Origin of the sequence: Apibacter sp. B2912, from assembly GCF_009827835.1 — a bacterium.
GTDB lineage: Bacteria > Bacteroidota > Bacteroidia > Flavobacteriales > Weeksellaceae > Apibacter.
The window spans coordinates 307247-320433 of record NZ_WINV01000003.1 but is presented as its reverse complement, the minus strand read 5'-3'; the positions used below and the strand labels follow the sequence as shown (position 1 = coordinate 320433).

The 13187-nt window shown below is 33.8% G+C and carries 10 protein-coding genes; all 10 read left to right on the top strand.

Annotation, left to right across the window (positions count from 1 at the left end; translation table 11 throughout):
- Nucleotides 1-4 precede the first annotated feature (4 nt).
- Nucleotides 5-1399 (top strand): 3-isopropylmalate dehydratase large subunit, encoded by a 1395-nt coding sequence (leuC, locus tag GFV01_RS07430; RefSeq protein WP_160566001.1) that lies wholly within the window; start codon nucleotides 5-7, stop codon nucleotides 1397-1399.
- A gap of 17 nt (nucleotides 1400-1416) precedes the next feature.
- On the top strand, nucleotides 1417-2013 hold the full coding sequence (gene leuD, locus GFV01_RS07425; RefSeq protein WP_160565999.1) for a 3-isopropylmalate dehydratase small subunit: 597 nt from the start codon (nucleotides 1417-1419) through the stop codon (nucleotides 2011-2013).
- Between the two features lie 81 nt (nucleotides 2014-2094).
- On the top strand, nucleotides 2095-3606 hold the full coding sequence (locus GFV01_RS07420) for an alpha-isopropylmalate synthase regulatory domain-containing protein (protein WP_160565997.1): 1512 nt from the start codon (nucleotides 2095-2097) through the stop codon (nucleotides 3604-3606).
- A 210-nt stretch (nucleotides 3607-3816) separates the two neighbouring features.
- Nucleotides 3817-4887: a 3-isopropylmalate dehydrogenase gene (gene leuB, locus GFV01_RS07415; RefSeq protein WP_160542774.1), complete on the top strand. Its 1071-nt coding sequence runs from the start codon at nucleotides 3817-3819 to the stop codon at nucleotides 4885-4887.
- 586 nt (nucleotides 4888-5473) lie between these two features.
- Nucleotides 5474-7300, top strand: a complete 1827-nt coding sequence (gene ilvD, locus GFV01_RS07410) for a dihydroxy-acid dehydratase (RefSeq protein ID WP_160565995.1) — start codon at nucleotides 5474-5476, stop codon at nucleotides 7298-7300.
- Nucleotides 7301-7330: 30 nt separating this feature from the next.
- Nucleotides 7331-9037: a biosynthetic-type acetolactate synthase large subunit gene (gene ilvB, locus GFV01_RS07405; protein ID WP_160565992.1), complete on the top strand. Its 1707-nt coding sequence runs from the start codon at nucleotides 7331-7333 to the stop codon at nucleotides 9035-9037.
- A 9-nt stretch (nucleotides 9038-9046) separates the two neighbouring features.
- Nucleotides 9047-9718 carry a class I SAM-dependent methyltransferase gene (locus tag GFV01_RS07400; protein ID WP_160565989.1) on the top strand — a complete coding sequence of 224 codons (672 nt, stop codon included), beginning with the start codon at nucleotides 9047-9049 and terminating at the stop codon, nucleotides 9716-9718.
- An 8-nt stretch (nucleotides 9719-9726) separates the two neighbouring features.
- Nucleotides 9727-10281 (top strand): acetolactate synthase small subunit, encoded by a 555-nt coding sequence (gene ilvN, locus GFV01_RS07395; RefSeq protein WP_105297163.1) that lies wholly within the window; start codon nucleotides 9727-9729, stop codon nucleotides 10279-10281.
- Between the two features lie 13 nt (nucleotides 10282-10294).
- Nucleotides 10295-11341, top strand: coding sequence for a ketol-acid reductoisomerase (ilvC, locus tag GFV01_RS07390; protein WP_105297162.1), 1047 nt, complete (start codon nucleotides 10295-10297; stop codon nucleotides 11339-11341).
- Nucleotides 11342-11417: 76 nt separating this feature from the next.
- The gene (locus GFV01_RS07385; protein WP_160565986.1) at nucleotides 11418-13148 is read left to right on the top strand and encodes a hypothetical protein; all 1731 of its coding nucleotides are present in this window, start codon (nucleotides 11418-11420) and stop codon (nucleotides 13146-13148) included.
- The last annotated feature ends 39 nt before the right edge of the window (nucleotides 13149-13187 follow it).

The following is a 13187-nucleotide window of genomic DNA, read 5'->3' as shown; positions in this document are numbered from 1 at the left end:
TACCATGAAAACACTTTTTGACAAAATTTGGGATGCTCATACGGTTACGTCTATACAAGATGGGCCCACCCAATTATATATAGATAGGCATTTTTGCCATGAAGTAACCAGCCCCCAAGCCTTTAACGGACTAAGAGAAAGAGGATTAAAAGTTTTTAGACCTTCTCAAACAACGTTAACTGCCGACCACAATACGCCCACTTGTAATCAAGATCAACCGGTAAAAGATCCTATATCCAAAAAACAATTAGATACTCTTTCTAAAAATGCGGAAGAATTTGGTCTTACCCTTTATGCTCTTGGAAATGAGAGAAACGGAGTGGTTCACATTATTGGTCCTGAAAACGGCTATACCCAACCGGGGATGACCATCGTTTGTGGAGATAGTCACACTTCTACACACGGTGCCTTCGGAGCTATTGCATTTGGAATCGGAACCAGTGAGGTTGAAATGGTTTTGGCTACTCAATGTATTCTTCAAAGCAGACCCAAAACAATGAGAATTAATTTTAACGGAGCCCTAAGTGAAGGAGTAACGGCTAAAGATTTAGCATTATATATGATATCTACCCTTACCACAGGAGGAGCTACCGGTTATTTTGTTGAATATGCAGGAGAAGCTATTCGAAATCTTAATATGGAACAACGAATGACTCTTTGTAATTTAAGTATTGAAATGGGCGCACGAGGCGGATTAATTGCACCGGATGAAACTACATTTAAATATCTTAAAGGTAAAGACTTTGCTCCTAAAGGAGATAAATGGAAGGAAGCAGTTGAATACTGGAAAACGTTGAAAACCGACGAAGGAGCCCAATTCGATAAAGAATATACTTTTGACGCTACTAAGATTGAACCTATGGTTACCTACGGTACTAACCCGGGTATGGGAGTATCTATAACCGGATCTATACCTACTTTAGACGGATTGGATGAAACCGGTAAAATATCTTTCAAAAAATCATTGGATTATATGGGCTTTAATCCGGGAGAAAAAATGGAAGGAAAACCTATTGACTATGTATTTATTGGAAGTTGTACTAACGGAAGAATTGAAGATTTTAGAACCTTTGCGAATTTTGTAAAAGGCAAGAAAAAAGCAGAAAATGTAACCGCTTGGTTAGTTCCCGGAAGTCATCGTGTAGCTCAACAACTTATCGACGAAGGATTATATAAAATATTAGAAGAAGCAGGATTCGAAATTCGTCAACCGGGTTGTTCCGCTTGTCTAGCTATGAACGATGATAAAGTTCCGGCCGGGAAATATGCCGTTTCCACCACTAACCGAAACTTTGAAGGAAGACAAGGTCCCGGAGCCAGGACAATTTTGGCCAGTCCTTTAGTAGCTGCTGCTGCTGCTGTAACCGGAAAAATAACCGATCCTAGAAAACTAAACTAATCCTCTAAAAAAACAAAATGGAAAAATTTAAAACGATAACATCAACCTATGTTCCACTACCAATTGAAAATGTGGATACAGACCAAATCATACCCGCACGTTTCTTAAAAGCTACTAATAAAGAAGGTTTCGGAGATAATTTATTCGCTGATTGGAGATATGATAAAACCGGAAATCCAAAACCGGATTTTGTATTGAATAATCCAACATACAGCGGGAACATATTAGTTGCAGGAAAGAATTTCGGAAGCGGTTCCAGTAGAGAACATGCTGCTTGGGCAGTTTCCGGATATGGCTTCCGTGCAGTGGTTTCCAGCTATTTTGCTGATATTTTTAAAAATAATTCCCTTAACAACGGATTACTTCCGGTAGTAGTAAGTCCTGAATTTTTATCGGATCTTTTCGAAAATGTACATTCAGATCCTAACAATACTATTACTATTGATCTGGAAAAGCAAACAATCACCAATAATAAAACGGGAAAAACGGAAATTTTTGACATTAACTCTTATAAAAAAGAGTGCCTTCTTCATGGGCTTGATGATATAGATTACTTATTATCTAAAAAAGATAAAATTGAAGAATATGAAAAAAACCGTGTTTTTCAATACTAAATTAGATACGATTTTATCATCTCATTTTTCTAAGTAAAGGTCCCATTGGGTCTATCACGTATCATTAATAAAAACAACAGTATGATAGAAATTATGGATACCACTCTCCGCGATGGGGAGCAAACTTCCGGGGTTTCATTTTCCATGCAGGAAAAGCTAAGCGTTGCCCGTCTACTCATAGATATGGGATTAAATAGATTGGAAATTGCTTCTGCTAAAGTTTCTGAAGGAGAATTTTTAACTGTTCAAAAAATAGCCTCTTGGGCAGAGAACGCCGGACACTTAGATAAGTTAGAAATATTGGGATTTGTTGACAAGGGGGTGTCCTTAGATTGGATAAAAAGAGCCGGGTGCAAAACAATCAATTTATTAACCAAAGGCTCTCTTAAACATGTAACAGAACAATTACGTAAAACACCCGAACAACATGTAAAAGATATTAAGCATGATATTTCACTTGCTGAATCCATGGGGATTTCGGTGAATATATATTTGGAAGATTGGTCTAATGGTATGATTCATTCAAAAGACTATGTTTTTTTTATGATAGATCAATTGAAAGACCTTCCTATCCAACGTTTTATGCTTCCTGATACTTTAGGAATTCTTAACCCCCTTAACACAAAACTTTTTTGTACGGAAATAATTCATCGTTACCCGAATATTCACTTTGATTTTCATGCGCACAATGATTACGATTTGGCTGTTGCCAATGTAATGGCCGCAGTAGATTCCGGAATTCAAGGAATTCATGTTACCATGAACGGATTAGGAGAAAGAGCAGGAAACGCTCCATTACCCAGTGTAATTGCTGTTCTCCATGATCAGATGAAGATAAAGACTTCCGTAAAAGAATACATGTTAAATAAAGTAAGTCGAGTGGTAGAAACCTATTCAGGACTGAATATTTCATCCAATCAACCGGTAATCGGAGAAAATGTTTTTACCCAAACAGCTGGAATACATGCCGACGGTGACAATAAAAACAATTTGTATTACAATGATTTACACCCGGATCGATTCGGTAGAGTTCGAGAATATGCCCTGGGTAAATTATCCGGAAAAGCTAATATTAAAAAAAATATTGAAGCTTTAGGAATCGAATTGGATGAAAAAGATATGGTTAAAGTAACCAACCGAGTGATTGAATTAGGAGACAGAAAAGAAATTATTACACAAGAAGACCTCCCATTCATCATTTCGGATGTTTTAAATACCAATGAAAATGAAAAGAAAGTGAAAATACTTTCTTATGCTTTAGTTTTAAGTAAAGGTTTGCATCCAACAGCATCCATCCGTATGGAAATTGACGGAAAAATGTATGAACAAACAGCATCAGGTGATGGACAATACGATGCATTCTCTGAAGCTATCAGTCTCATTTATGAAAAATTGAACAAGGCTAAACCTATTCTTACTAATTATAAAGTAATTATTCCACCCGGAGGACAAACGGATGCGCTTGTACAAACGGTCATATCTTGGAAGTTAAATGATTACGAATTTAAAACCAGAGGACTGGATGCTGACCAAACAGAAGCTGCTATAAAAGCGACTGAAAAAATGCTGAATATAATTGAAAACCTTCATTAAAATTGGTAATTATTTAAGGAAATCAGGTTTTCAACTTATTTTATTTAAAAAATTTAAATCGTTTATATAATTTTAATGAGGAAATTATTTCCAAACTAAAATGTACTAACGCTTTAAATTCAGGTATGATGAAAACTTTTTAATCCTAAACTGGTATAAGGATTAAAAAAGCATAACAAATAAAGAATATAAATATAAAGAATATAGAAAATGAAATTAAATATAGCCGTATTACCCGGAGACGGGATAGGCCCTGAAATCATAGCTCAAGCCTTAGAAGTAACTAAAGCTATATGCACAAAATTTAATCATGAGCTTACTTTTAAAGAAGCTTTAGTTGGAGCAATAGCTATAGACAAAACCGGAAATCCATATCCGCAGGAAACCCATGATTTATGTATGGATTCAGATGCCGTTTTATTTGGAGCTATCGGAGACCCTAAATATGATAACAATCCATCTGCTAAAGTTCGTCCGGAACAAGGTCTATTAAAAATGAGAAAAGAACTTGGGTTATACGCAAACCTTCGTCCTATAAATACCTTTCCATCCTTACTACATAAATCTCCGCTTCGTCCTGACCTTGTGGACGGTGCAGATTTTATGTGCGTAAGAGAATTAACCGGAGGTTTATATTTTGGTCGTCCTCAAGGAAGAAGTGAAGATGGTAATACCGCATACGACACTTGTGTATATACCAGAGAAGAAATTGAAAGAATTGTTAGGCTGGCTTATAAACTAGCAGGACAAAGAAATAAAAAACTGACTATAGTTGATAAAGCAAATGTACTTTGCTCTTCTCGCTTATGGAGACAGGTATCTCAAGAAATTGAAAAAGAATTTCCCGATATCGAAACTGAATATATGTTTGTAGATAATGCTGCGATGCAAATTATTCAATGGCCTAAGCGTTTTGATGTTTTAGTTACAGAAAATCTTTTCGGAGATATCCTTACCGATGAAGCTTCCGTTATAACCGGATCATTAGGAATGTTACCTTCTGCCTCAATAGGTATTCATACTTCCGTTTTTGAACCCATACATGGTTCCTACCCGCAAGCTGCCGGAAAAAATATAGCAAATCCACTAGCTACTATACTTTCTGCGGCATTAATGTTTGAATATGCTTTTGATTTAAAAGAAGAAGGAGCTCTAATCAGAAAAGCGGTGGACGCTTCAATGGAACAAAAAATAGTTACCGAGGATATCGCATTCGATGGTAAAGCTTATTCAACTTCTGAAGTTGGTAATTGGATTGTAGAATATATTAAAAATTCATAGTTTAGTTAATATAAAAGGGCTTTCATATAATGAAGTCCTTTTATTTCTTATTTGATTTATAAAACTTTAAAATCTAGTTATAAGCAAAAGAAATTCTACTTTAAAGAATAACTGCCTTTTTCAATTAAAAATTACCTGTTTACCTTACTAATTAGATGAATTAAATTATTTAGATTACTTGTTTTTTAATTAATTATTATAAAAAGATTTATAAATTTCAGAGTATATCCAAAATACAAAAAAAATCACCATTGAATAAATCAATACAATATAAATAGCAAACTTTAATTTATGTTTTTAACATTAAATTATAATTTAATTTCATCAAATATTATTTTATTTACAAATAATATTTGGACATAACAAAAAACAATCTTAATTTTGTCCCATTATTATAAAATTTATACTTAAAACCAATGTATCAACATAACTACATACTATTACTTCTTCTCGTTCTGGTCAATATATATTAATTAGAGAAAGGGATATACGTAAAATCAATTGTAGTTATTAAAAATATTCATAAGCCCTTTCTCTTATTAAGGAAAGGGCTTAAATTTTATAAAAAATAAAATAAACTAAAAAAATGAAATACCAGTTAAGAAGTCACACCAGTACACATGGTCGAAGAATGGCTGGAGCCCGAGCTCTATGGAGAGCTAACGGTATGCGCGAGGAACAAATGGGGAAGCCTTTAATCGCAATTGTCAATTCATTTACTCAATTTGTACCCGGACACGTGCACTTGCATCAAATAGGTCAATTTGTAAAATCAGAAATAGAAGCTTTAGGCTGTTTTGCTGCCGAATTCAATACCATTGCCATTGACGACGGAATAGCCATGGGACACGATGGAATGCTATATTCTCTTCCTTCCAGGGATTTAATTGCCGATAGTGTTGAATATATGGTAAATGCGCATAAAGCAGATGCCATGATTTGCATAAGTAACTGTGATAAAATTACTCCGGGTATGCTAATGGCCTCCATGCGCCTGAACATACCGACTATATTTGTTTCCGGAGGTCCTATGGAAGCCGGAGAATTAAATAATCAACATTTAGATTTAATCGATGCTATGATTAAATCTGCAGACTCGACGGTTTCAGATAAAGAGGTGAATGCCATTGAACGATCTGCCTGTCCAACTTGCGGTTCATGTTCCGGTATGTTTACGGCTAATTCCATGAATTGTTTAAACGAAGCAATTGGATTAGCACTTCCCGGAAATGGAACTATAGTAGCTACTCATGCAAACAGAAAAAAATTATTCAAGGATGCAGCTGCCCTAATTGTCAAAAACGCTTATAGATATTATCAAGAGGGAGACGAAACGGTTTTACCTAGAAATATTGCAACGAAACAAGCTTTTTTAAATTCAATGGCGCTAGATATAGCAATGGGTGGTTCTACAAACACTATTCTTCATTTATTAGCTATCGCCAATGAAGCTGAAGTAGATTTCACTATGGATGATATTGATGCATTATCAAGAAAAACACCATGTCTTTGTAAAGTTGCTCCTAATACAACTAAATATCATATACAAGATGTAAATAGAGCGGGAGGAATTATGGGTATTTTAGGAGAATTGGCTAAAGCTGATTTAATAGATACATCTACCCACCGTATCGATGGTTACACTTTAAAGGAAGCAATAGATATATACGATATTACTAAACCAAACCCTACTCAAGAAGCATTGGATTTATACCAATCGGCACCGGGGAATAAATTTAACTTAGTAATGGGATCACAAAATTCAACCTATTCTACTCTGGATACCGATCGTTCCGAAGGATGTATTCGAGATTGGAATCATGCCTATACTAAAGATGGTGGTTTAGCAATATTAAAAGGAAACATTGCCCTAAACGGCTGTGTTGTTAAAACCGCAGGTGTGGACGAAAGTATATTTAAGTTTACAGGAACTGCCAAAGTATTTCAATCTCAAGATGCCGCTTGTGAAGGTATTTTATCGGGAAAAGTTCAATCGGGTGATGTAGTAATTATTACTTATGAAGGACCTAAAGGAGGACCCGGCATGCAAGAAATGCTCTATCCTACTTCATACATAAAATCTAAGCACTTAGGAAAAGAATGCGCCTTAATTACAGATGGTAGATTTTCGGGAGGAACTTCCGGTTTATCTATAGGGCACGTTTCTCCAGAAGCTGCAGCCGGAGGAGCCATCGGTTTAGTTGAAGACGGAGACATCATTGAAATCGATATTCCTAATCGAACCATTAATGTTAAAATATCCGATGAAGAATTGAAATTCCGAAGAGATCAAGAAATTTCCAAAGGATCAAATGCATTTAAACCGCAAAGAGATCGAAAAATTTCGAAAGCTTTAAAGGCTTATGCTAGTATGGTTAGCTCTGCTGATTTAGGTGCAGTAAGAATAATATAATAAAATGACTAAACAATAAGAATAAAGACTATGAATACTAATATTTCAGGAAGTGAGGCTTTAATACAATCCTTGCTTAAAGAAGGGGTAGATACCATATTCGGATATCCGGGAGGCGCTATTATGCCGGTATTCGATGCTTTATACGATTATAAAGATAAAATCAATCATATTCTTGTACGTCATGAACAGGCGGCGGCGCATGCTGCACAAGGCTATGCCCGTGCAAAAGGCAAACCCGGAATTGTTTTGGTAACTTCCGGTCCGGGTGCCACTAACACAGTAACCGGGATAGCAGATGCCATGATTGACAGTACTCCCCTGGTAGTAATTTCGGGACAAGTATTTTCCGGTTTACTGGGAAGTGATGCTTTTCAAGAAGCTGATGTAGTAGGAATAACTAAGCCGATCAGCAAATGGACGTATCAGATACGAAATGCTGAAGATATTCCCTGGGCTGTAGCCAGAGCTTTTTATATAGCCGGTAATGGTCGTAAAGGTCCAGTAGTTTTAGACATAACCAAAGATGCTTTGCAAGGACAAATCGAATATGCCCCTGCAAAAATCAATTTTATAAGAAGTTATCAACCCATTCCGGATTTAAAACCGGAAGAAATCCGTGAAGCTGCCAAACTTATCAATGAAGCTAAAAAACCGTTAGCGTTAATCGGTCAAGGAGTTATCTTAAGCGGAGCGGAAGAAGAACTTAAAAAGTTTTTGGAAAAAGCTGATATTCCCGGCGCATCCACGATGTTAGGTTTATCAGCCATTCCTACTGACCACCCTTTAAATGTGGGACTTTTAGGTATGCATGGTAATGTAGCCCCTAATGTGAAAACTAATGAATGTGATGTTTTAATAGCTATAGGTATGCGATTTGATGATCGGGTAACCGGTGATTTAAAAACGTATGCTAAACAGGCAAAAATTATTCATTTTGATATTGATCCTTCCGAAATTGATAAAAACGTAAAAACTCATGTAAAAGTTTTAGGTGATGCTAAAGCAACTTTAGCTGAGGTAACCCAATTAGTAAACGAAAATAAACACACCGAATGGTTAGACAGTTTTAAAGAATATTACGAGAAAGAATACGATGCTGTAATTGAAAAAGAATTGTATCCTGAATCCGGGAGCTTAAAAATGGGAGAAGTCGTAAGAAAAGTATCGGAAGCTACCCATCATGAAGGTATTTTAGTTACCGATGTTGGACAAAACCAAATGATGGGCGTTCGGTATTTTAAATATAAACAAAGCCGAAGTGTTATTACTTCCGGAGGACTTGGTACTATGGGATTTGGTTTGCCGGCTGCCATTGGTGCAAAAATTGGTGCACCCGATCGAACCGTTTGTTTATTTGTAGGCGATGGCGGAATTCAAATGACGATTCAAGAATTGGGAACGATCATGCAATATGACATTGATGTAAAAATTATCATATTAAACAACCATTTTCTAGGTATGGTGCGTCAATGGCAAGAATTGTTTTTTGACAAAAGATATTCTGAAACTCTTATGAAAAATCCAAATTTTGAAGCTATTGCTAAGGCCTACAATATTAAATCTAAAACCATAAGTAAAAGAGAAGAGTTGGATCAGGCAATTGAAGAAATGATTAATCATAAGGGATCTTACTTGTTAGATGTTCAGGTTGAAATTCAGGGTATGGTATATCCGATGATTCCGGCCGGTTCGTGTGTAACTAACATTTTATTAGGAGAAACTAACCAAATATAAATCTATGTTATGGAAACTATTGAAACTCAATTTAACTCTGTCGCCCAACAATACGATAAACAGCGAAGAAAATTAATTCCCTGTTTTCAAGATTTTTATAAAATAGCGGTTGAAAATATAAACCTTACATCATCTTCTCCTAAAATTTTAGATTTAGGGGCCGGTACCGGATTATTATCCGAATTTGTTCTTCAAAAATATCCAAATGCTCAAATTACTTTGGTTGATCTGTCAGAAAAAATGTTAGAAGTTGCTAAAAATAGGTTTGAAACTAATACCTCTATCCATATAATTCGACAAGATTTTACCACATATACATCGACACAACCATTTGATGCCGTCGTGTCCTCATTGGCTATTCATCACTTGGAAGATTCGGATAAAATTAAACTATATAATTCCATTTTTTCTTATCTTAAAGAAGAGGGAACATTTATAAATGCAGATCAAGTTTGCGGTGAAGATGATTATTTTTCAAAATTTTATGATACTCGTTGGAGATATCAAATTGAAAACAGCGGACTTACCGCTGATGAAATTAATGCTTCGTATGAAAGAATTAAATTAGACAAAAGAAGTCCCATACTTGCCCAATTAAAATGGCTGAAAGATGCGGGTTTTAAACATGTTGATTGTCTTTATAAATATTATGACTTTGCTGTTTTATATGCTAAAAAGTAGAAATAACCATGAAAAATAAAACGTTATATACTGTAACTATATTTTCTGAAAATACTGTAGGACTTTTAGGTCAAGTAACCAGTGTTTTTACCAGAAGATTTTTAAATATTGAAACTTTATCGGTATCGCCGTCAGCTATTGAAGGCATACATAAATTTACCATTACGGTACTTTGTGATAAAGAAATGATTGAAAAAGTAGTAAAACAAATCGACAAATGCGTGGATGTGTTGAAATCTTACTATAATACCGACGATGAATTAATTCATCAGGAAATTGCTTTATATAAATTACCCACTCCTGAATTTTTAAAAATTGGTTCGGTGGAAAATTTAATTAGAAAATATAATGCTCAGATACTTGAAATTAACGAGATTTGTGTTGTCATTCAAAAAACAGGGCATTACACCGATACGCAAGCTTTGTTTCAAGAATTGAGTGAAAATATTAAAGTATTGCAATTTATTCGTTCTGGAAGAATAGCTGTAAATACTTCAAAAATAGAACGCTTAAGTGATATGTTAAGTGAATTAAAAATAAAAGAATCTTTAATAAAAAATTAAAAATACTAACAAAATGGCACAAATGAATTTTGGTGGAGTAATTGAAAATGTAATTACTCGTGATGAGTTTCCTTTAGAAAAAGCTAGGGAAACATTAAAAGATGAAACCATTGCTGTTATTGGATATGGAGTACAAGGTCCCGGACAAGCATTAAATTTAAGAGATAACGGCTTCAATGTAATCGTTGGACAACGTAAAGGAGGTAAAACTTGGGATAAGGCTATAGCAGACGGTTGGGTTCCGGGTGAAACTTTATTTGATATAGAAGAAGCAGCATCAAAAGGAACTATTATTCAATATTTATTGTCAGATGCCGCACAAATTGAGGTTTGGCCTAAATTAAAACCTCACTTAACTGCCGGTAAAGCTTTATATTTTTCTCATGGTTTCGGTATTACTTTTAACGACCGCACCGGAATTATACCTCCTAAAGATATTGATGTAATTTTAGTTGCACCTAAAGGATCAGGAACCAGCTTAAGACGTATGTTCTTAGAAGGAAGAGGGTTAAACTCCAGTTATGCAATTTTCCAGGATGCTACCGGTAAAGCTAAAGACAGAACTATCGCTTTAGGTATTGGTGTTGGTTCAGGATATTTATTTGAAACTGACTTTAAACGTGAAGTTTATTCTGATCTAACTGGGGAAAGAGGTACTTTAATGGGGGCTATTCAAGGAATTTTATTAGCTCAATATGAAGTGTTACGTGAAAACGGACACACTCCATCTGAAGCTTTCAATGAAACAGTAGAAGAACTTACACAATCTTTAATGCCTCTTTTTGCTGAAAAAGGTATGGACTGGATGTATGCAAACTGTTCTACTACTGCACAAAGAGGTGCATTAGACTGGATGACTCCTTTTCATGATGCCACTAAACCTGTATTTGCTAAGTTATATGCAGAAGTAGCTTCAGGAAATGAAGCTCAAAGATCGATCGATACCAACTCTAAGCCTGACTATCGCGAAAAATTGGAAGAAGAACTTAAGGCTCTTCGTGAAAGCGAAATGTGGAAGGCCGGAGCTGTTGTTAGAGAATTACGACCGGAAAATAACTAATTAGTATTATATAAAAAAAGGAATATGCAAAATACGTATTCCTTTTTTTATATTTACAAATTAAAATTACATTTAAATGTTTATAATTACTAAAAAATCTACTCTTCTAAATTCATCCGCATTAATTTTTCTTTTACTATCTCCCCTTTTCATAACATTATTTTTATCAAATCTATTATTTATATGTAAAATCAGCCTCTCTGGATCTACAATACTTTTTTCGTTTATATTATCTTATTTCATCCTTTTTTTCTTAACAAGAAAAACTCATTGGTACGAATGGATTTTAACTCTTTTATTTTACCTTATATCATATTCACTTAGTATATTTTTCTATGATCTATCTGCCGATGGTCAATGGTATCATTTAGAAAGTATTATAAATCTAAAGAATGGATGGAATCCAATCTATGAAATATCAAAAACTAATGTTGCACAAATATATGTTCAATCCTATCCAAAAGGATATGAGATTATAGCCGCTTCTATTTACTCTTTTACTCAAAAAGTAGAATCAGGAAAGCTAATCAATATAATTGTTCTGATAGCTTCTCTAATATATGTTTTTAAATTGCTTAAACAAACTCAATTAAGCAAGTTGAAGAGATATCTATACACTTTTCTTATCTGTATAAATCCAATAGTAGTTACTGAACTATTTACGCATTATTTAGACGGTTTCATGTATTCTTGCTTAATTATACTAATTTGTTCTTTTAGTTGCCTATTAAAAAGATATAACAAAATTGATTTAACGACTTTTATATTTACATTATCAATTTTCTCATCATTGAAATTTACTTCTATTTTATTAGTTTTTATATTTGTATTATTTTCTTTTATATACTTATGGAAAAATCATAAATTTAAATTAAAATATATATTTCCATTTTTAATATCAGGAATAATTATCTTTCCTTTAACCAATATAAATCCCTATTTCACCAATTTAAAAAATAATCATCACGTTTTTCATCCCGCATTTGGAAAAGAAAAAATAGAAAACTTATTATCCTCTCATGTAAATTATGATTTTTACAAAAAAAACAGAATTGAAAAAGCCTTTATATCATATTTTTCTTATACCGGTAGCAGCAAAAAAACAACAAATTTAAAAATACCTTTTTCATTAAAACTATCCGAAATTAAAGTACTTAGTGATGTAACCATTACTTATGGGGGATTTGGACCTTTCTTTGGAGGAATTGTTATTCTATCGACCCTTCTTTTCATTATTTCATCCTTTATTCCTTCTAAAGCTCCTTCAGGATTGTACTATTTAATTTTAGGGGTTATTGCAAGTATTTTATCATTTCCGGATTTTTGGTTTGCCAGAATGGTTCCGCAACTTTACTTATGCCCTGTTTTGATTCTTTTACTAATGGAATATAAATCAATAAATTCTAAATATCTAAAATTCGGAACTCTTATAACTCTATTATTTATTAGCACTAATACGTTAATGTTCATCATAATTTCGTTTACCTTAAATTTTTATCTTAGTCTAAATACCCATTATCAAATTTCTCAAATGAAAAAGCTTGGGAACAAATCCCCTATTCTTATCGATTATTTTTTTAAATCAAACGTAACTAGATTGGAAGAAAATGACATTACTTATAAAGTGACCAAGATTCCTTATTCTGAAGATGATAAAAATCTTCAATTTTTTGGTGCTAAAGGAAAAAATACAACCCGATTTATAGCCGAATTTAATGAAAAAGATAAAAGTAATTTATTACGATATTTAGATAATCAATATAATAAGATTTTCAATTACTATCAATCTTATAAAAAAATTAAGTGAAATTTAAGTTTCAATTCTCTATAATATATATTTTTTCTT

Coding starts and splice junctions, on each gene's coding strand:
- leuC (WP_160566001.1), top strand. CDS start 5: ATGAAAACACTTTTTGACAAAATTTGGGATGCTCATACGGTTACGTCT.
- leuD (WP_160565999.1), top strand. CDS start 1,417: ATGGAAAAATTTAAAACGATAACATCAACCTATGTTCCACTACCAATT.
- GFV01_RS07420 (WP_160565997.1), top strand. CDS start 2,095: ATGATAGAAATTATGGATACCACTCTCCGCGATGGGGAGCAAACTTCC.
- leuB (WP_160542774.1), top strand. CDS start 3,817: ATGAAATTAAATATAGCCGTATTACCCGGAGACGGGATAGGCCCTGAA.
- ilvD (WP_160565995.1), top strand. CDS start 5,474: ATGAAATACCAGTTAAGAAGTCACACCAGTACACATGGTCGAAGAATG.
- ilvB (WP_160565992.1), top strand. CDS start 7,331: ATGAATACTAATATTTCAGGAAGTGAGGCTTTAATACAATCCTTGCTT.
- GFV01_RS07400 (WP_160565989.1), top strand. CDS start 9,047: ATGGAAACTATTGAAACTCAATTTAACTCTGTCGCCCAACAATACGAT.
- ilvN (WP_105297163.1), top strand. CDS start 9,727: ATGAAAAATAAAACGTTATATACTGTAACTATATTTTCTGAAAATACT.
- ilvC (WP_105297162.1), top strand. CDS start 10,295: ATGGCACAAATGAATTTTGGTGGAGTAATTGAAAATGTAATTACTCGT.
- GFV01_RS07385 (WP_160565986.1), top strand. CDS start 11,418: ATGTTTATAATTACTAAAAAATCTACTCTTCTAAATTCATCCGCATTA.